The 20,031-nt window shown below is 69.4% G+C and carries 14 protein-coding genes and 1 pseudogene; 3 read left to right on the top strand and 12 right to left on the bottom strand.

The window, feature by feature from the left end; all coding sequences use genetic code 11:
• Nucleotides 1-24: 24 nt before the first annotated feature.
• The 7 genes and pseudogenes from ACQ1RG_RS07325 to ACQ1RG_RS07295 all read right to left on the bottom strand — a co-directional run bounded on the left by ACQ1RG_RS07325 (nucleotide 25) and on the right by ACQ1RG_RS07295 (nucleotide 10,575).
• Nucleotides 25-1,884 carry an ABC transporter ATP-binding protein gene (locus ACQ1RG_RS07325; RefSeq protein ID WP_119296485.1) on the bottom strand — a complete coding sequence of 620 codons (1,860 nt, stop codon included), beginning with the start codon at nucleotides 1,882-1,884 and terminating at the stop codon, nucleotides 25-27.
• On the bottom strand, nucleotides 1,881-3,824 hold the full coding sequence (locus ACQ1RG_RS07320) for an ABC transporter transmembrane domain-containing protein (protein ID WP_119296484.1): 1,944 nt from the start codon (nucleotides 3,822-3,824) through the stop codon (nucleotides 1,881-1,883). The genes ACQ1RG_RS07325 and ACQ1RG_RS07320 overlap by 4 nt, the downstream gene beginning before the upstream one ends.
• A gap of 99 nt (nucleotides 3,825-3,923) precedes the next feature.
• Entirely contained in the window at nucleotides 3,924-5,282 is a 1,359-nt protein-coding gene (locus ACQ1RG_RS07315) for an MFS transporter (protein WP_063250335.1), read from the bottom strand.
• A gap of 509 nt (nucleotides 5,283-5,791) precedes the next feature.
• Complete coding sequence (locus ACQ1RG_RS07310; protein WP_238614649.1) at nucleotides 5,792-7,258, bottom strand: aldehyde dehydrogenase family protein; 1,467 nt, start codon at nucleotides 7,256-7,258, stop codon at nucleotides 5,792-5,794.
• Nucleotides 7,259-7,398: 140 nt separating this feature from the next.
• Nucleotides 7,399-8,868: pseudogene (locus tag ACQ1RG_RS07305) on the bottom strand (APC family permease).
• A 125-nt stretch (nucleotides 8,869-8,993) separates the two neighbouring features.
• Nucleotides 8,994-9,941, bottom strand: a complete 948-nt coding sequence (locus ACQ1RG_RS07300; RefSeq protein ID WP_063250333.1) for a helix-turn-helix domain-containing protein — start codon at nucleotides 9,939-9,941, stop codon at nucleotides 8,994-8,996.
• Nucleotides 9,942-9,954: 13 nt separating this feature from the next.
• Nucleotides 9,955-10,575, bottom strand: a complete 621-nt coding sequence (locus ACQ1RG_RS07295) for a TetR/AcrR family transcriptional regulator (protein WP_009377664.1) — start codon at nucleotides 10,573-10,575, stop codon at nucleotides 9,955-9,957.
• Nucleotides 10,576-10,663: 88 nt separating this feature from the next.
• Here ACQ1RG_RS07295 and ACQ1RG_RS07290 point away from each other — a divergent pair, with 88 nt between their 5' ends.
• Nucleotides 10,664-12,616, top strand: a complete 1,953-nt coding sequence (locus ACQ1RG_RS07290) for a primary-amine oxidase (protein ID WP_197932313.1) — start codon at nucleotides 10,664-10,666, stop codon at nucleotides 12,614-12,616.
• Nucleotides 12,617-12,703: 87 nt separating this feature from the next.
• Entirely contained in the window at nucleotides 12,704-13,918 is a 1,215-nt protein-coding gene (locus ACQ1RG_RS07285; RefSeq protein ID WP_259788217.1) for an MFS transporter, read from the top strand.
• Here ACQ1RG_RS07285 and ACQ1RG_RS07280 read toward each other — a convergent pair.
• The 5 genes from ACQ1RG_RS07280 to ACQ1RG_RS07260 all read right to left on the bottom strand — a co-directional run bounded on the left by ACQ1RG_RS07280 (nucleotide 13,911) and on the right by ACQ1RG_RS07260 (nucleotide 18,890).
• Complete coding sequence (locus ACQ1RG_RS07280; protein ID WP_197932309.1) at nucleotides 13,911-14,756, bottom strand: DNA-formamidopyrimidine glycosylase family protein; 846 nt, start codon at nucleotides 14,754-14,756, stop codon at nucleotides 13,911-13,913. The two genes, ACQ1RG_RS07285 and ACQ1RG_RS07280, sit on opposite strands and share 8 nt — an antisense overlap.
• Before the next feature lie 20 nt (nucleotides 14,757-14,776).
• Nucleotides 14,777-15,976 (bottom strand): MFS transporter, encoded by a 1,200-nt coding sequence (locus tag ACQ1RG_RS07275; RefSeq protein WP_197932308.1) that lies wholly within the window; start codon nucleotides 15,974-15,976, stop codon nucleotides 14,777-14,779.
• A gap of 255 nt (nucleotides 15,977-16,231) precedes the next feature.
• A complete protein-coding gene (locus ACQ1RG_RS07270) occupies nucleotides 16,232-17,743 on the bottom strand; it encodes a hypothetical protein (RefSeq protein WP_197932307.1) in 1,512 nt (503 codons plus the stop codon).
• Between the two features lie 217 nt (nucleotides 17,744-17,960).
• The gene (locus tag ACQ1RG_RS07265; RefSeq protein WP_430600788.1) at nucleotides 17,961-18,461 is read right to left on the bottom strand and encodes a HutD family protein; all 501 of its coding nucleotides are present in this window, start codon (nucleotides 18,459-18,461) and stop codon (nucleotides 17,961-17,963) included.
• Nucleotides 18,462-18,527: 66 nt separating this feature from the next.
• Nucleotides 18,528-18,890 (bottom strand): VOC family protein, encoded by a 363-nt coding sequence (locus tag ACQ1RG_RS07260; protein ID WP_095376163.1) that lies wholly within the window; start codon nucleotides 18,888-18,890, stop codon nucleotides 18,528-18,530.
• Nucleotides 18,891-19,007: 117 nt separating this feature from the next.
• Here ACQ1RG_RS07260 and ACQ1RG_RS07255 point away from each other — a divergent pair, with 117 nt between their 5' ends.
• Nucleotides 19,008-20,024, top strand: coding sequence for an ATP-grasp domain-containing protein (locus ACQ1RG_RS07255; RefSeq protein ID WP_095376164.1), 1,017 nt, complete (start codon nucleotides 19,008-19,010; stop codon nucleotides 20,022-20,024).
• Nucleotides 20,025-20,031 lie beyond the last annotated feature (7 nt).

Below are 20,031 nucleotides of genomic sequence, written 5' to 3'. Positions count from 1 at the left end.
GTCCATGTGTTCCGCACGAGCAGCCTAACCCGACCACGCCTCCCACAGACGGGCGTACCGACCACCCGACGCCACCAGGTCGGCATGCGTGCCCTCTTCGGCGATGTGGCCATGTTCCATAACGAGAACCCGATCGGCCGTTTCGGCCTGGCTCAGACGATGGGCGACGACGAGGGCACCGCGGCCTTCAAGTGCAGCCCTGGCCGACTGCTCGAGGACATGGGCTCCGGCGGACCCGGCCTCGGCAGTCGCTTCATCGAGGATCGCGAAATCAGGATCGGCGAGCACCAGCCTCGCCAGTGCCAGCGACTGCTCTTGGACCGGGCTCAGCCGTGTCCCTCCGTCGCCGACCTCGGTCTCGAGCCCATCGGGCAGCTCGAACGCCCACGTCGCACCGACTGCCCGCAGAGCCGAGGCGATCTCATCCTCCCCGGCGCCGGGCACCGGCAGGGCGACATTGTCGCGCACGGTCCCGGCGAAGGTGTGGACCTCCTGCGCGACCATCGCGATGTGCGAGCGCAGCACCGGTTCGGAAAGCGCGTCCAAGGAGACGCGGAATTCGGATGTCTCGCCAGCAGCAGGGTCTCCGCCCGTCACGACGAGTTCGGCTCGACCTCGCGTCGGCGCCGACAGGCCGGCAGCGATCCGCGCCAGCGTCGACTTCCCGGCTCCGGTCGTGCCGACGACGGCGACGACCTCACCGGGTTCGATGCGCAGGCTCACTCCTCTGACCACCTGATGGGCCGAGGCGGGATCCTCGTCATAGGTGAACCAGAGGTCCTCGAGCACGAGTGTCGGGCCGGGTCGGACCGAAGAGCCCGAGGAGACACTGAGGCCGTCCGCGCCACCGGCAGCACGATCGACCCCGGCTTCCCGCCTCGGCGAGGATTCGGCTTCGATGATGACACCGACCATCCGGGTCAGGGACGCACCGGCGGACTGCACCTGGTCGAAGAGGCCGACGAGCGCCCCGATCGGGTTGAACAGACGGTGGAAGACGAGCGCCGCCGTCGTCACCGCACCCGCGGTCGACTCCCCGAACCACACGAGCGCGAAACCGGCGATGAGGATGAGGGAAAGCACGACCGCCTCGGCGCGGTTGTTCCGACTGAACGCCCGGGTGAGGAAGCGGAACACGCCGATCGACAGGTCCCGCGCCTCACCGGAGGCCGCATCGATGCGGCGCAGCTCCCCCGCCTCGGCGCGAAAGGCACGCAGCGTCCCCGCTCCGGTCAACCCGCCGAGGAGGCGCCCGGCTCGCCTGCCGAACGCGGCCCGCTGCTCCCGGTAGATGGGCTCCGACCTGGGCAGATACCAGCGAAGCGTGAGCCAGTACATCGGCAGCGCGATGAGCCCGACGATCCCCAGCCGCCAGTCGATGGCGGCCATGCCGACGGCCGAGACGATGACGACGAGAAGCGATTCGACGATGATCGGCAGCACCTGCGCGGCGGCCTCGCTGATCATCCGGGAGTCGTCGGCGACTCGGGAGACGAGGTCGCCGGTGCCCGTCCGCTCGACCTTCTGCGCCTCGAGGGACAGCGCCGATTCGACGACCTCGGTGCGCAGCTCGGCGACGACGGGCATCGCGATCCGGGCGAGCGCCCATGCCCCGATCCACGTCCCCAGCGCCATGACCACGCCGGCGATCGCGACCGCGATCGCACTCTGCCACACCACCTCGGCGCCGGCACCGCGGGGAAGCTCGTCGACGAGGCGACCGATCGCCCACGGTCCGACGAGCCCGGCCGCCGCATTCGCGGTCCCGGCGACGACGAGGAGGACGATCCACCAGCCGCGGGCACGCAGCAGCGGGGTCAGGCGCGCGAAGGCCTCGCGTCTCGTGGCGATCGGCAGGGTGGTCGGGGTCGTCGTCGCGCTCATCGGGTCACCGCCGTCCGGTAGGCCTCAACGTCGAGCAGATCCGCGTGCGCGCCCACGCGGACACGGCCGGAGGCCGGGACGAAGACGACGGAGTCGGCGGCGGCGAGGAAGGCCGGGGAGCTCGTGAACAGGAGCGTCGCGGTCGTCTCCGACGAGCGCCGGAGCCGGGTCAGTCCCGCACAGATGCGCGCCTCGGTGACGGCATCGACCGCCGTCGTCGGTTCGTCGAGGACGAGCAGCTGCGGCCCCGTGTGGAGCGCGCGGGCCAGAGCGATGCGCTGGCGCTGACCGCCCGAGAGGTTGCCGCCGAGCTCGAGGATCCGATGGTCGAGCCCGTCCTCGACGAGGTCGAGGAGTTCGTCGGTGCCCGAGGCGGTGAGCACCTCGACATCGACCTCGGCGGTCCGCTCACCGGGGAGCATGGTGATGTTCGAGCGGATCGTCCCCTCGAACAGGTCGACCGCGTGCGGGGCGACGACGATGTCCTCGGTCGTGCGCCCCCGCGCGTGGGTCACCAGCGCGGTCACCAACGCGGACGCGTGCGCGTGGTCCTCGACGACGAGGCACGTGAACGTAGCGACCGGCACGTCGAACGCACACATACGCTGCTCCCCCACCGTCCAGTTCCGCACCGTCAGACCGCCCTCGCCGAGGTGGACCTCGGGTTCCGCGGGACGCTGTAGTCCTGCAGGGCGCTGTGGGTGTCGGGGACTCTGTGGGCCTGCAGGACGCTGGGGGTCCGCAGGACGCTGTACGTCTGCGGGACCCAGTTGGCCTGTGGGATGGGCCGGATCGTCGGTCGGTGTGGGGCCGGTCGCCTTGGTGGAGGTAACGGCGTTGGGGTCGCGGTCGGCCGGGTCGACGTGGGCGGGGTCGCGGTCGGCGGCAGCATCGCCGGCGCGGTCGACCTGGGCGGCACCGGCGTGGTCGATGTGGGCGGCACCGGCGCGATTCGGTGGGGTGCCGTTCCGGTCGACGTGCTCGATATCGGTGAGGAGGCGGGAGATCCGGCCGGCGGCGCCGTGGGACTGCGCGAAGAGGCCAACGATGTCGGCGAGCGCGCGCATGGGCTCGGTGAGGAAGGCCGTCATGCCGAGGATGCCGATGAGCGCCCCTATGCTCAGCTGGCCGTCGATGAGGCGCAGGCCGGCGAGGACGAGGACGATCGCGAGGACGACGGACATGACAAGCGCGCCGAGGCCGGCCAGGCGTCCGGTGCGCTCACCGGTGGCGACACCCGCCTCGGCGGCGGCATCCGAGGTGGCGCGGTAGCGTTCGGCGGCCCACCGTTCACCGCCGAGGGCCTTGATGACGCGCAGCCCGCTCATGAGGTCGGCGGCCGAGCGACCGGCCCGCGCGACGGCCTCGAGCTGGGCACTCGCCTTCACCGAGACCGAGCGGCCCGGCAGCGAGACGACGACCAAGCCGATCGGGACGGCGACGAGGACGACGAGGCCGGTGACCGGATCGGCGATGAGGAGGAAGACGGCGGCCGTGATCATTCCGAGGACCGCGGCGATGCCGCGACCGAGCTGTGAGAACGACTGCGCGGCGGTGTCGGCGTCGGCCGACGCGATCGACAGGACCTCCCCGGAGGCGCGATCGGCGGGCAGGTTCGCCGAGGTGAGCGCCGCATGGGTGATCTCGACCCGCAGCGCGTGCGCCTCATGCTCGCGCGCGGCATTGCACCACCGCGCACCGAAGCGGTACCCGTAGCTGAGGACGGTGAAGAGGAGCAGGAGACCGGCGATCGAGACGGCGAGCAGCGGGAACGAGAGCGGGATGATCGCGACATCGACGACGATGCCGATGGCCACCGGCACGAGCGCCTCGCACACCTGCCACAGCGACATCGCGATGACCCCGGGAACGAGGAGCCGGAGACGGCGGCGGGCCGCGCGTCGCAGGAGCGCCGCGCCGGAGGAGGGAGTCAGCGGCACATAGGTTACCCTAACATCTTCTGTCACACCGCCTCGGCGGACCGTTCTGTCGCATCTCGGCCCACCGGCCCGTCCGGAGTTCCGGGGCGCAGACCTCGTTCACGACATCCGCTCGGGTTCAGCGGTGCCCCGGTCAGTGGTTTCCGAACCGGTCGCACGCGCGTGAGGTTCACGCGGAACTCTGATCGCGAGGACAAAGACTGCTCCGAGCAGAAGCGGAACGGCGAAGACGAGGAAGAGGGACGTCGGAGACCACGCCAGGTCGATGAGCATGCCGGCGACGATCGGTGCGCCGATCGCGCCGAGGCGACCGATCGCCGAGACCAAGCCAACACCGGTTGAGCGCACGGACGCGGGGAAGCAGTCAGGAGCGAGTGCGAAGAGCCCCGCGGCGGCGGCATTGGTGAATCCGCCCACCGCGATCGCTGCGATCAGAGCGATGCCGAGTGTGCCCATCGACATGCTCATCGCCGCGAACATGAGAGCGCTTCCTGCCAGCGTCGCGGCAGTCAGCCATTGGCTGTTGAAACGCATAGCGAACAGACTGAACGCGAAGGACGCGACTGCGCCGCCGAGGTTGAGCAGCATTCCTCCGCTGATACCCTGCTCTGCAGAGAATCCGCTCTGCTCGAGCAGCTGCGGAGTCCAACTGGTGGCGAAGTAGAATCCCGCCAGCATGACGAAGAATGCGGCACCGAGCAGAGTCGTTCGCACCCAGTTGATTTCCTTCAGTCCTGCTGATCGAACTGCGCCGCCGGACGCCCGAACGGGTTCGGGAAGTTCCGAGACCGTATCGAGGTGCAGCTTCCGCAACGTCCGGTTGATGGAATCCAGTGCCCGAGGCGGGCGCTTTTCGAGGAGGAAGTCGATGGATTCGGGAAGGAAGAAATAGACGACCACCAGGAGGATGCCAGTCAGTATCGCGCCGACAACGAAGCTGGCTCGCCAGGAGTAGTTGGCCAGGAGTGCATTGGCAACGAGTCCTCCGATCACACCGCCGAGCGGGAGCCCGCTGATGTACATGGCGACCATCGTCGCCCTGCGCCGCTGGGGAGAGAACTCCGCAATGACCACCGGCAGTGTCGCGATGAGCCCACCGATGCCTATGCCGGTGACGAACCGACACAGACCGAGCTGGATCTCATTCCCTGTCATCGAGGCCAGGGTCATGGAGCCGGCGACGACGGTCAGGCACCCGAGGGTCTGCGGTCTTCTGCCGATTCGATCGGCGAGCGGCGCCACGAATGCGGAACCGAGTGCCATTCCCACCAGTGCCGCGCTGAGGAGGAGGCCGATCTGCGATCCGGTCAGGGACCATTCGGCAGCGATGCTCGAGGCGGCGAACGCCATGATCAGAAGATCGTAGCCTTCGGTGAGAAGGATGAGGAGACAGGTGCCGACGACACCGAATTGGAACGCAGTGATCGGAGCTCGGTCGATCGATTCGCGGATGGACATGGCTGCACCCTTTCGTTGGGAAGGGACGCTGCAGCAGACTGCTCACGAAACGGTCCGCACATCCCCGTCGATGCAGGGCTCACGCTATGGTTCGGCGAATGTCAGACACAGGGTTTTTCTGTTGAATGAGAAGAGGGTGAGGCGTGTTGCGGCGATCGTCAGCGGACACTCGGCCGCCCACGCCCGCGTCGACGCGAACTCGCCCACCTCCAATCCTTTGCCGCCTCCACGTCGGTCAGGCCCTCATGACCAGCTTCGACCGTCGGTCGACGGAGAGATCTCCAGTGCGGATCGGAGAGGACCCTGCATCGTCGACAGACTCCGGTCACGGCGCCGGAACGCGGATCCACCGGACAGAACACATTTCTGCTGTGCGAAAAGCGTGCAGCCAGAGCGGCTGCTGACCTGCCAGCGGATGCTCTCTTCGTCGAACTCGTCTGCGGAAGCGGAAGCGCGGTCGACTTCCTGAGGTCTCACGATCGCGACCCGCCCGGTGCGGAATCCGACCCCTACCAGCTGATGACGTGGGGGACGCTCACCTGCTTGAGGCCCTCGAGGCCGAACTCGAGGCCGTAGCCGGACTTCTTCACGCCGCCGAAGGGGACGCGGGGGTCGACCGCGCCGTGTTTGTTGATCCACGTCGAGCCCGCTTCGAGGCGTGACGCGACCTTCTTGCACTCCTCAAGGTCGGTCCCCCACACCGAGGAGCCGAGGCCGACTTCGAGCTCGTTCGCCCAGACGATCGCCTGGTTGAGATCGGAGTACCTCACGATCGGGAGCACCGGACCGAACTGCTCCTCGGCGACGAGTGCATTGTCGTTGTCGATGTCGGCCACCAGCGTGGTCGGGTAGAAGTACCCGGGCTGATCCTCGTCCGGATCCCCGCCGAGGAGGATCGTCGCCCCGCCGTCCTTCGCCGCCTGGACGAGACCCGCGACGATGTCGTACTGCTGCCGGTTCTGCAGAGGCCCGAGGACGTTCTCCTCCTCCAGCCCCACACCCATCGGCATCTGCCCGGCGACCTCGACGAGTGCGTCGCAGACCTGGTCGTAGAGCGAATCGGGGACATAGAGGCGCTTCATCGCCGCACACGTCTGACCGGTGTTGATGAAGGCACCCCAGAACAGGTCGGCGGCGATCGCCTTGGGGTCGGCGTCCTCGAGGACGATGCCTGCATCGTTGCCGCCGAGCTCGAGGGTGAGCCTGGCCAGATTGTCGGCCGCCGCACGCATGATCGCCTGGCCCGTCGCCGTCGAGCCGGTGAACATCACCTTGTCGACGCCGTCGTGGTCGGTCAGCGCCGCACCCACCTTCCCGTCACCGGGGACGACGGTGAGCACATCGGCAGGGAGCACCTCGTTCACGACGGCGACGAGGGCCTGGACCGACAGCGGCGTGTACTCGGAGGGCTTGAGGACGACGGTGTTGCCCATCTTCAGCGACGGTGCGAACTGCCAGACGGAGATCATCATCGGCCAGTTCCACGGCCCCACCGCCCCGACGACGCCGACCGGTGCGTAGTGGAGCTCCGCATGGGTGCCGTCCTCGTCGACGAGGACCTCGGGCTCGAGGGCGAAGGCGGCGTTCGCGCGCAGCCACGCCGCGCACGCACCGACCTCGAAGCGGGCGTTCGGTCCGTTGAGCGGTTTGCCCTGCTCACGGGAGAGCAGCTCGGCCAGCGCCTCGGCAGACGCCTCGATGGCATCGGCCGCCTTGTTGAGGAGGTCGTTGCGCTCCTCGACGGGACGCGAGGCCCACGCCGGCTGCGCGGCGGCAGCGGCGAGGACAGCGGCGTCGATGTCGGCAGGGCTGCCTTCGCGGGTGCGGCCGACGACCGCGCCGGTCGCCGGATCGAGGATCTCCCGCCCGGTCGGGTCGGTGACCGCGGCGAGCAGTCCGCCGAAGGTCGTGAGGTCAGCGGCCGGGCCGGAGGACTGGGAAGCGTCGGCCGGAGCAGTGGTCTCGTGGGTGGTCATGATTCTCCTTGATGTGGTGGCGGGTTGCCGCGGGTGACAGGTGGCGGGCTGCAGTGGCAGGCAGGTTGCGGTGGGAGGCGGGTTGTGGCGGCCGGCGGATTGCTGTGGGCGGCAAGTTGGGGTCAGGGGGTATGTCCTTCTCATCCCAGACTTCCACCGGAACCGATTCCTGCATAGAGGTGCGGGTCTCGGCGGCGCAGGGTGAGCGCCCACAGGGTGCCGGCGAGGCCGGGGACGAGGACGATCGCCGGCAGCAGCCACGAGAGCACGGTCGGCTCGCGCGCCCCGATGAGGACGTCGAAGTTGGCAACGATGGCGACGAAGAGGGCGAAGAGTCCGAGCGCGGCGATGCCGGGCGCGATGATCCGCGTCCACGTCGAGTACTCGTCCCTGCGGGTGCGGAGGAAGCCGATGACCGCGAGCGCCGTCAGTCCCATGAGGAGGACGAGTCCGAACGCCCCCATGTTCGTCAGCCACGTGAAGAGCGTGACGACGGGGAAGAGCGGATCCGTGCTCCCGATTCCGGCGATCGCGAAGACGAGGAGGACGACGAGGGCGAGTCCCGACTGCGTGAGCGAGCCGGCGACCGGCGCACCCGAGCGCCGCGAGGTACGGGCGAGGAAGGTCGGGAGCACCCGGTCCCGGCCGAGTGCGAAGAAGTACCGGGCGACGATGTTGTGGAAGGCGACGAGGGCCGCGAGCAGCGAGGTGAGGAAGAGGAGGTTCGCGAGGTCGACGAACCAGACCGGCGCATGGTCGGCGAGGAAGGCGAACATGAGGTCGGGACCGAGCTCCTGCGACTGCCCGATGACCTGAGAAGGCCCGACGCCGACGACCATCGCCCACGCCGAGAGCGCATAGAACCCGGCGATGAGGCTGACGGCGATGATCGTCGCCCGCCCCGCCGTCCGCGTCGGATCCGTGACCTCCTCGTTGTAGATCGCCCCCGATTCGAAGCCCATGAACGCCGCGATCGAGAAGGCGAGCGCCGCCCCGATCCCGGGAGCGAAGAGCTAATCGGGCAGCAGTCCGTCGGCGGTGACGCCCTCGGGGCTCTGGACGAGTCCGATGAGGTCGAAGACGATGACGACGAGGAACTCTGCGGTGACGATGGCCCCGAGGACCTTCGCGGAGAAGTCGACCCGGGCGATGCCCATGAGCCCGACGACCGCCCACGCGATGAGCGCGCACACCGCCCACGGCACCGTGAGCCCGAAGAGCGCATCGAGGATCGAGGAGAGGACGAAGCCGAACATCCCGACGATCCCGATCTGCATCGCGTTGTAGGCCACGAGCGCGGTGAGCGCGGCCCCGACGCCCGCCGGCTTCCCGAGCCCCTTCGCGATGTAGGCGAAGAACGCCCCCGCGTTGTGGACGTGCCTGCTCATCGCGGCATACCCGATCGCGAAGAGGATGAGGACGACGCCGAGGACGAGGAACGACAGCGGGATCCCGAGCAGCCCCGTGACCGCGAAGTTGCTCGGCACTCCCCCGGCGACGACGGTCAGCGGCGCCGAGGCGGCGATGATCATGAAGACGAGGGAGGCGGTCCCGATCCGTCGCCCTTCCAGGCTCGCCGAGGTGGGGGTCGTTTCCGTACGCTGCCCCATATCTGCGCTCATGTGATCCCCCTGACAGACGACGATGTCCCAGCCAGGATGCCCCAGGCCCGTCCCCGGCGTCTTGGCTTTGGGAGCAGATCCCTTGACCGTGAGCGCAGGGCTCAGCCGATGACTCAGTGCGCCGCAGCCCCGCCGAGCGCGGTCCGCCGGTAGAGCGCGGGTGGTTCGCCGACGACCCGGCGGAAGAGGCGGGAGAAGTGCGCGGGATCGCTCAGGCCCCACCTGGCCCCGATCGCGGCGACCGGCACATGCGCGAGCAGGGGGTCGGCGAGGTCGGTGCGGCACCGTTCGATCCGGCGTCGGCGGATCTCGCCGGCCACGCTCTGACCGCCCTCGAAGAGCTGGTGGAGGGCGCGGACCGACATGAAGTGCGCGGCCGCGATCGACCCCGGACTCAGCTGCGGATCGGCCAGGTGCGCGTCGATGTGGGCGATGACCTCAGCCCACAGTCGCGATCGCTCATCCGCTGCCTCGGCGCCGGTGTCGAGCTCATCGGCCATGACTGTCGTGAGCAGGTCGACGACGTTGCCGGCCAACCGCACCCCGACCGACCGGGTGAGCGTCGGCAGCATCGTCCCGGCCCGGGCGATGACCCCGGTGACGACCTCGCCGAGGTCGTGGTCGGCTCCGATCGGGGTCGCCGTGAGCTGGGCGACGGTGTCGGCGGGGAGGGTGACCCGGGCCTGCGGGAACATCATGACGTAGGAGGAGAAGTCCGCGTCGAAGCTGAGCGTGTACGGCCGGGAGGTGTCATAGATCGCGAGCGTGCCCGGCGCGAGCGCGACCTCGCGACCGTCCTGGATGAGGAGCCCGTGCCCGCTGAGCTGGAGGGACACCTTGTAGTAGTCACGGTCGCCGCGCCCGATGAGCTCCGGGGTGCGGAGCACCGCGTGCGGGTCGGCGGCGATGTGGGACATGACGACGGCATCGTAGTCGCGGGCGCTGATCCTGCCCGTGAAGCCGCCCCGGCGCTGGGGTTCGGTCTCGAGCGGGACGAAGGAGTCCGAGACGAGGCTGCGCCACTCGTCGAAGTCCGCGGCCGTGCCGTCCAGAAGCATCATCGCTCTCCTCAGCTCATTCGCCGACGTCGGTGTCGGCGCTCATCCCAGTCTGCATCCGGGAGATGAGGTAGTCGAGCTGGGCGCGCATCCCGGTGAAGTCGAACCCCTCCCCGCCGACGATCGCCGTCGTCTGCGCCCCGAGGAGGTAGGTGAGGAACGTGTCGGCTTCGGTCTCGACGATGACCTCGGCGCTGATCTGCCCGTCCGCCGCCGCCTCGGCCAGCCACCCGCGGATCCATCCGCGCCACCTCGCCATCGTCGCGCTCACCGCGCGGGCGTGGTCGGGGTCCTGGGCCACCTCGGCGAGGAAGGAGAGGACGACGCGGGCCTCGTCATGGAGGGCCGGCGTCGTGGGCACGACCTCGGCGGCGAATCCGCGCAGGGCGGCCATCCCCCGCAGCCCCTCGGTCGCCAGCGCCACCCGGGCGTTCGTCGCCTCGTAGACGTCGACATAGGTCGCGGCGAGGAGATCGGCCTTCGACCCGAAGTAGGACTTGACGACGCCGTTGGCGAAGCCGGCCTCGGCGGCGATGTCGCGCATCGTCGTGCCCGAAAGCCCCTGCCGGACGATGATCCGCGTCGTCGCCTCGACGAGGTCGCGACGGCGCTGGGCATAGTCGACGATCTTGGGCATCTGTCCTCCGCGGTCTTGACTTTATTCTCTACGCATGTAGATTTTAGCGTGATCCGGCTCACGCCGACAACAGAAGCGAAGGTGCCTCATGTCCGCTCACACCCCATCCCCGACGACGGACGTCCGCGCGACCGCGGATGTCCGCACGACCCCGTTCTCCCTGCCCACCGAGGCTGAGATCACGACCGTCACCGAGGTGCTCCGCGACGCCGGCCTCTTCCCCGCCTCGGCGCGCATGGCCTACCTCGGCCTCCTCGATCCCGTCCGTGGCGAGCCCCGGACGACGACGAACGTCGACCGCCGCTTCCGCACCTTCGTCCTCGACAAGACCGCCGGCACCGCCCGGGACATCGTCGTCTCCGCCACCCATGGCACCGTCGAATCCGTCACCGAGGTGGACTCTTCGCTCGCCGGCGAGTTCCCCGTCATGGAGGAGGAGTTCGCCGTCGTCGAGGAGGTCCTCGCCGCCGATCCCGCCTGGCAGGAGGCGATCGCGAAGCGGGAGATCCCGCTCGACGAGGTCCGTGTCGCCCCGCTCTCGGCCGGGGTCTTCGAGTACCCAGAGGAGCAGGGCCGGCGGATCCTCCGCGGCCTCGCTTTCCACCAGCAGCACGCGAGCGACAGCGCGTGGGCACACCCGATCGACGGCCTCGTCGCCTACGTCGACGTCACCCACCGCACCGTCGACCAGGTCATCGACCTAGGCGTCATGCCGGTGCCCGCCGAGCACGGCAACTACACCGACCCTGCGCTCACGGGCCCGCTGCGCACGAGCCAGAAGCCGATCGAGATCACCCAGCCCGAGGGCCCGAGCTTCACCGTCACCGACGGCAACCACATCGAGTGGGAGAAATGGTCCTTCGACGTCGGCTTCGACATGCGCGAGGGCCTCATCCTCCACAACATCGCCTTCGCCGACGGTGACGAGACGAGGATGATCCTCGACCGGGCGGCGATCGCGGAGATGGTCGTCCCCTACGGCGACCCCTCCCCCGTGCGGTCGTGGCAGAACTACTTCGACACCGGCGAGTACCTCGTCGGACAGTGGGCGAACTCGCTCGAACTCGGGTGCGACTGCCTCGGCGACATCACCTACCTCTCCCCGTGGGTCGTCAACAACCTCGGTGAGCCCCGGCAGATCCGCAACGGCATCTGCATGCATGAGGAGGACTCGGGCGTCCTCGCCAAGCACACCGACCTGTGGTCGGGGGTCGCCTACACCCGGCGCAACCGCCGCTTCGTCGTCTCGTTCTTCACAACGGTGGGCAACTACGACTACGGGTTCTACTGGTACCTCTACCTCGACGGGACGATCGAGTTCGAGGCGAAGGCGACGGGCATCGTCTTCACCTCGGCGCTGCCTGAGGGGTCGAGCGACTTCGCCTCGGAGATCGCGCCCGGCCTCGGTGCCCCCTTCCACCAGCACCTCTTCGGCGCCAGGCTCGACTTCGCCCTCGACGGCGGCGGCTGCCGCGTCGAGGAGGAGGACGTCGTCCGACTTCCCTTCTCGGAGGCGAACCCCCGCGGCAACGCCTTCACCCGCAGACGCACCCTGCTGCCCACCGAGCTCGCGGCCCAGCGCGACGCCGACCAGTCGGTCGCCCGGACCTGGGTGGTGTCGAACCCGGAGTCGATCAACCGCCTCGGCGAACCGGTGGCGTACAAACTCCACCCGACGGGACTGCCGACCCTCCTCGCCGCCGCGGACTCCTCGGTGAACCGGCGGGCGACGTTCGCGTCGAAGGCGCTGTGGGTGAGCCAGTACGCCGTCGACGAGCGGTACCCGACCGGGGACTTCCCCAACCAGCACGGCGGCCACGGCGGTCTGCCGACGTGGACGCAGGCGGACCGGGACATCGACGGTGAGGACATCGTCGTCTGGCACACCTTCGGCCTCACGCACTTCCCGCGCATCGAGGACTGGCCGATCATGCCCGTCGACACCGTCGGCTTCACGCTGCGGCCCGAGGGATTCTTCGACCGCTCGCCCGTCCTCGACGTGCCCGCGCCGGAGTCCGGAGGACACTGCTGTCAGGGGTGAGCGCTGTCAGGGGTGAGCGTAGTCTGGGGTGAGCACTCGTTAGGATGAGGCTCGACCCACCCGTTGCCTCACCGCGGAGGAGAAGCGTTGACCGACACGGACGGACGCCGCGGTTCGTCTGCGCGCATCATCGTCATCGCCCAGTGCTTCGGCACGTCGCTGTGGTTCAGCCCGAGCGGGGCGGCCGCGGGCCTTGCCGACTGGCTCGACGCCACCGCGGCGCAGTTCGGGTGGATCGTCGCCGCGACCCAGATCGGCTTCATCGTCGGCACCCTCGTGAGCGCGACGACCGGGCTCGCCGACCGCTTCCCGCCCGAGCGGATCTTCATCGTCTCGAGCCTGCTTGGGGCCGCGCTCAACCTCGCGTGGACGCTCTTCGCGCCGAACCTCGTGCTCGTGTGGCTCGCCCGGTTCGCCGTCGGAGTGTGTCTGGCCGGCGTCTACCCCATGGGCATGACAATGATCGTCAAGCGATCGCCTCAGCGCTCGGCGCAGGCGCTGAGCTGGCTCGTCGGGATGCTCGTGCTCGGCACGGCGATGCCGCAGCTGCTCGCGACCGTGGGCACCGCGCTGCCGTGGCAGTCGATCATGTGGGGATCGACGGGCCTCGCCGTCGTCGGGGCGGTGCTCATCGCGACGATCGCCGGAACCGGAACCCCCGCCGAGGCGACGGCTGCGTCCCCATCATCGAGCCGGCCCGCACGGGGCGCGGGGGCGGGCTCGGCTCTGCGGCGGCTCTTCGCCGACAGGGGATACCGGGCCGCGGTATTCGGCTACGTCGGGCACATGTGGGAGCTCTACGCCTTCTGGGCCGTCGTGCCCGTGCTGGCGCTGAGCGTTCTCGCGCGGAGCGCCGATGTCACCGGCATCGCGGCGGCGAGCTTCGTGGTCATCGCCGTCGGCACGCTCGGGTGCGTCCTCGGCGGAATGGCGAGCCGGCGCCTCGGCAGCGCCCGCGTCGCGGCCACCACTCTCGCGGGGTCGGGGCTCATGTGCCTGCTCTTCCCGCTTCTGCCCGACGCACCGGTTCTCCTGCTCGTCGCCCTCGTCCTCTGGGGATTCTTCGTCGTCGCCGACTCCCCGCAGTTCTCCGAGCTCGCCTCACGGTTCGCTCCCGCCGATCTCACCGGCACCGGTCTCACGGCGATGAATGCGATCGGCTTCGCCGTCAGCGTCGGAAGCATCGTCCTCCTCCAGAGCGTGCTCACAGCCCTCGGCCCGATGGCCCTGTGGCTCCTCCTGCCCGGCCCCGTCCTCGGTCTCCTTGCGATGCGCCCGCTGCTGGTGCGTGCCCCTACTTGAGCAGCCGGTCCATCCGGCGGTCGCTCAGCCGCTTGCCGCCCGTCTGGCAGCCGGGGCAGTACTGGAGGGACTTGTCGGCGAAGGACACCTCGGCGATCGTCGTCCCGCACACCGGGCACGTCTCCCCCGCCCTCCCGTGGACGCGCAGGAGCTTCTTCTTCGCGGCCTTGACCTTCGCCGGCGGCAGGCCGACGAGCGCCTCCCGCGCTGAGGTGAGCACCGCGACCATCGCATCGTGGACGACCGCGGCATCGACCTTCTCGGCGGTGGCGAAGGGTGAGACCTTCGCGGTGTGGAGGATCTCGTCGGAGAACGCATTGCCGATCCCGGAGATGAGCGACTGGTCCTCGAGCGCCGTCTTGATCCGCGACCGACTTCCCGCGAGCACCTCGGCGAACTCGTCGGCCGTCAGCTCGAGCGCATCGGGTCCGGCCTGCGCAATCGCCTCGACCTCGCTGAGGTCGCGGACGAGGGAGACCGACGCATTCTTCTTCGTCCCCGCCTCGGTGAGGTCGAAACCGGCACCGGAGGCAAGGCCGACCCGCATCCCCAGCGGGCCCTTGCCCATCCGCACCGGCCCGGTCGGCACAGCATCGTGCCAGACCAGCCACCCTGCACGGGCGAAGCGGCAGACGAGGAAGAGTCCCTCGAACTCGAGGATGAGGGCTTTGCCGACCCGCATGACGCCGGTGATCTCGAGCCCGATGACCGCATCGAGCGGCGGGTCCGCGGTGCGCAGGAGCGCGAGCTCGGCGATGTCGACGTGCGCGATGAAGTCGCCGACCACACGGGGCCGGAGGAACTCGACGAGCGCTGAGACTTCGGGCAGTTCCGGCATACCCCCAGTATGGCCCGTGCTCAGCCGGGCGCAAGGAGTCCTGCCCGACGGATGAGCACCCAGATCCCAACGGCAGATCCTACGCAGACCGCTGCGACCGCGAAGGGTCCGACCTCGCCGAGGCGGCTGAGCGCAAGTCCCGCGACGACCGGCCCGAGTGCGGCACCGAGGTTGAGGGCGGCCGTCGCGAACGCTCCCCCGAGGTTCGGCGCGTGCCTCGCCTCGGAGACGATCCGGGCGATGAGAGTGCTGCCGAGAGCGAAGGAGAGGGCCCCGGCTACGGGGGTGAGCACCCAGAAGATCCCCACGCCGAGGTGGTCGCCCCCACCGCGTGCCCCTAGGCCGGCCACTGCGACCACCACCGTGAGCGACGCCCAGACGAGCACGAGACAGGGACCGAGCAGACCGACGATCCGAGCCCAGTGCCGATCGGCGTACCGGCCGGCGACGGTGACGCCGACGAAGGCACCGACGCCGAAGAGAGCGAGCAGGACGGGCACGGCGAGGGGCCGAAGACCGAGCCCCGCCTCGGCGATGACCGCGAGATACGTGAACGCACCGAATGTCGCCGCGTTGACGAGCACCGTCACCGCAATGACGCCGAGGACAGTGCGGGAGCGGAGGACGGCGAGTTCGGTGCGCAGCGGCGGCCGCTGTGCTCCACCGGTGCCGCCGCCTGCGCCCGTCGGCGCGGTGAGGCCGGCAAGGAGGGCCGGCACGCAGAGGACTGCGATGGCCCACAGCGCCGCTCGCCACCCGAAGGATGCACCGAGGACCGCTCCCGCCGGCACTCCGGCGATGAGGGCCAGGGTCGTCCCGGCGAGGACGACGCCGACGGCTCTCGCCTGGCGGTGCGGTTCGACGATGCGGACGATGAGGGCGAGCGCGACGGCGAGGAAGCCGGCGTTGGCGACGGCCGCGACGACGCGGGTGAGGAGCAGGAGCGGGAAGGAGTCGGTGAGCGCTCCGACGATGTGGGCTGCGACGAAGACGATGAGGAACGAGGTCAGTGCCGTCCGCGCGGAGAACCGGCGGGCGAGGATCGCCATGGCCGGGGCACCGAGGACCATGCCGAGCGCGAACGCCGTGGTGAGCAGTCCCGCCTCGGTGAGCGTGATGCCGAGGTCGGCGGCGATATCGGTGAGCAGCCCGGCGAGGACGAATTCGGAGGTGCCCTGCGCGAAGACGGCAAGGGCAAGGAAATAGAGCAGAGCAGGCATGAGCCGGCCTTTCGGATGAGCAGTGAATGGATTCTTCCGAAGGGCACTGCCGATGCCGGGCCTGTGTGCGGCTGAGACGTGCGCGCTGAGGTCTATCGGGCTATCGGCGTGCCGACAGCCCGGTCCTGGATGCTTCTGGTGTGCTCACGCTCTCAGGCTAACGATCCCGGCCGCGGACAGCAAAGCGTCGGGCGGTCACGGTGACCGCCCGACGCAGAGGTGAATGGTGCCGGGGTGGCTCAGCTGTGCGCCGGCTCAGCCCTGAGAGGTGGCTGCGCTGCCGCCGGAGCCCGAGCTTCCCGAACCGGAGCCGCTGCCCGCACCACCGGAACCGGAGCCCGAGCCTGAACCGCCGGAAGCGCTCGATCCGCTTCCGCTCCCACCGGAACCGCTGCCGCTCGATCCCGAGCCGTCGGAGCTGCTGCCGGAGCCGGACGTACCCGAATCGCTGCCGGAGGTGCTGCCCGACCCGTCCGAGGTGGTCGAGGAGTCCGAGCCCGAACTGCTCGATCCCGAGGTGTCCGAGGACGTCCCGCTCGTGTCGCTGCTCGAGTCCGTTCCCTGTTCGGTGCCCGTCTGGTCGCCCTGGGTGGTCGACGTCGAGCTCTGGTCGCTCTCACCGGTCGTCGACGAGCTGCTGTTGCTGCTGGTGTTGGCCTGCTCACCGTTCGCGCTGGAGTTCGACGAACCCGAACCGCCGTCGCTGCCGCCCTCGCGCGAAGTGTCGGATTCCCCGCCACCGGAGCCGCCCGTCACCGACTTCGAGATCTCTGAGGTGCCCGGAGAGATGTCGGCGTCGGTGAGGTTCTCGGCGATGACGACTCCGCCGAGGCCGATGCCGAAGGCCGCGACGCCGATCGCCACAGGGTAGAGGACGCGCTTGCGCTTGAGCTTCTGCCACCACGACTTCGGTTCGTCGTCGGTGTCTGTACCGGCCGCGGCCTCGGCGTCCGCTTCGGCCTCGTCGAGGTTGCCGAACGCGGTGTCGCTGCGATCGCCGTCGCCCACGGCTCCGTGGACGGCCGTCTCATCAGGGGCAGTGCCGCCGGTCGGCGAGGTCGTTCCGTAGACGGCGGTGGCGTCAGGGTTCGCGTCCGGGTTCGCGTCAGGGGTGCGCAGTTGGGGACCGGCGGCCGCGGCCGCCCCACCGAGGGCAGCTCCGCCTCCGGCAAGCGGCAGACCTGCACCCTTCTTCACCGCGGGGGCGAGCTTTGCGCCGACCTCCTTGACCGCTTCTTTGCCCTTCTCAAGGCTCTTGCTGTAGAGGCTCACGGCGACCGCAGTGACGATGCTCGCGATGCCTGCGCCGATGACGGTGCCGGCGACGCCGAGCTGTCCGCCGATGACCGATGACGTCGCTGCCGCACCGGCGCCGGCCAGCAGCTGGGTGGCCGACATCCCGTTCCCGGACTTCTCCTTCTTCTCGCCGTCCTGGTCCTCGCCGGTCTGAGCATCCTGTGCCACGGCGGGCGCGACAGCCGTGGACTCGGTATGCCCCGCAGCGGGCTGCGCTGCCGTCGGCTGTGCTGCCGCGGGCTGGGCATCATGACGAATGGGGTTGGGCGGCATGACCGGGGTCGTCGCCGGATGCGCCGCTGTCATCTCCTCGGTGATGAGCGGCAGCGTCTGTGACGGCTGGGTGCCGTGGGTCGGCTGGGCACCAGGGGTCGGTTGGGCACCAGGGGTCGGCTGCGGCATCGATCCCGCGGCGCCGTTCGCGCCTGCGGGATCGGACGAGTTGTGCGGGTCTCTCTGTTGCGACGCCAAAGTACCTCCCAGAACGTGTGTCAGCTCCCAGTATTCTCCGTGGAAGTCCAGAGACCCTGACCGGGCCCACCCGAGCCTGGGAGCCTCCTGGACGCCCGGCCGACGACTCCGCTGATGACCAGCAACGACGCCTCGACCTGTGACCGCCGGTACACCCGACTCGCACGTTTTCCTCAGGATTCGCTTCCGTGTGGGCGCGACCGGAGCCTCCCCCTCCTCAGCTCATCTCGATGACGCCGAGGCGGCCCGGCAGCTCCTCGGAACCGTCGAGTTCGAGGAGGGTGAACCGCCCCCATCCCTCGACCGGTTCGAGTGTGAGGACGAATCGTGGCCGCTCGGCGGGTGCGGGCAGCATCGTCAGGGCAGGGTGGTCGCCTTCGCGCTCGGTCATGAGGTTGATCGCGAAGCAGAACTCTCGCAGTTCGGTGAGAGCGACGTCGGCATCGCCGCTGAAACGCAGGGGACGCCCGGGGCCCGCCCGGTGGAGGGTGCCGTCGATCGACAGGACCACCTCGGCGGTGGGACAGAAGATCCGATCGAGTCCGGGCAGGGACGAGAACGGACCCGGACGATCGAGGCGGGCGATGCTCAGCCGCCACCGGCGGCGATCCGGGGTGAGGCGCGCGGATTCGTCGAGTGAGACGAGTTCGGTCGTCTCACCTGCGCCATTGGCCCACGGTCTCGGTGCGATGTCGTCGAACGACGCGATGAGGTCCATGCTCGCCATCGTAGACGCGGGCGCCGTCACGGCTGGCCCGCGCCGCCTCAGTCGGCCGGCACCGCCTCAGCTGACGCAGAGGCAGAACGGATGGCCGGCGGGGTCGAGGAAGACGCGGAAGGTCTCCCCCGGCTGCACCGCGGCCTTGCCGGCACCGAGTTCGATGACCTGTGCCTCTGCGGTGTCAAGGTCGTCGACCATGACGTCGATGTGCATCTGCTGCGGATGCTCCTGGCTGGGCCAGCTCGGGGCGTGGTAGTCCTCGACCTGCTGGAAGCAGATGGGCGGCCAGGAGTCGGATGTGATCTCAGCCCACGTGCCGTCGTCGTCGACGCGGACCTGCCAGTCGAGGAGGTCGCCGGAGAAGCGGGCGAGCTCACCAGCATCCGGAGCGTCGAGAACGATCACGGGCTGCTTTGCGATAGCCATAGCCTGAGTCTACGCCGGTGGACGGACGCGGTGAACGGCTTCGGCCGGGAATCCCCGGACCCGTAGGATTGTTGAGCAATACGTCCAGCGTTCCGACACGACATCGAGAGGCCTTCCATGAGCACCCAGCAGCTGCCCGTCGCCGACAGGCCCGCGGTCTACATCATCCACGACAACCCGGAGTGGATCACCCCCTTCGCCGAGGCGCTCGAGTCCCAGGGCGTCGACTACGTCGAATGGCTGCTGCCCGGAGCGACGATCGACCTGGCCGCCGAGCCGCCCGAGGCCCTCTTCTGGTCCCGCCTCTCCGCGTCCTCGCACACGCGCACCGACCCGCATGTCAAGGACTTCGGCCGGGCGGTGCTCGCGTGGCTCGAGGCCGCCGGTCGGACGGTCATCAACGGTTCCGACGTCTACGAGCTCGAGGTCAGCAAGATCCGCCAGCACCGTGAACTCGCAGCCCACGGCTTCGACGTCCCCAGGACCGCCGCCGCGTTCGGGAGCACCGCGATCACCGAGGCGGCTGCGGACTTCGCTCCCCCGTTCATCACCAAGCACAACCAGGGCGGCAAGGGCCTGGGCGTGCGCCGGTTCGACTCCCACGCCGACCTCGAGCAGGCGATCGCCGACTTCGGACCCGACGGCGCGGACGAGCCGATCGACGGCATCACCCTCATCCAGGAGTACCTGCAGCCGGCCGCACCGTTCATCACCCGCGCCGAGTTCATCGGCGGCCGGTTTCACTATGCCGTGAGAGTCGATGTCTCTGCCGGCTCGTTCGAACTCTGCCCCGCCGACGCGTGCGAGATCCTGACCGCTGGGACCGCCGGGGACCAGCGCACCGCCTCGGCGCCGGTCAGCCAGTTCACCCGGCGCGAGGAGATCACCGCACAGACCCCGCTCATCGGCCGACTCGAGGAACTGCTCCGCGACCTCGGCATCGACTTCGCCGGTGTCGAGTTCATCGAGACCACCGACGGCCGGCAGGTCGTCTACGACATCAACACGAACACGAACTACAACTCGGCCGTCGAGGAGGCCGAGCGTGCGGCCGGCCGGCAGCCCGCGGCAGCGCGCATCGCCGAGGAGTTGAGCCTGCGCCTCGGCGCGGTTGCGGGCATTCCCGTGCCCTGACCGGGCC

It is taken from the genome of Brevibacterium sp. K72 (assembly GCF_050562175.1).
Lineage (GTDB): Bacteria > Actinomycetota > Actinomycetes > Actinomycetales > Brevibacteriaceae > Brevibacterium > Brevibacterium casei.
Note: the sequence above shows the minus strand (reverse complement) of the source record. Positions and strands in the feature narration are given on the sequence as shown.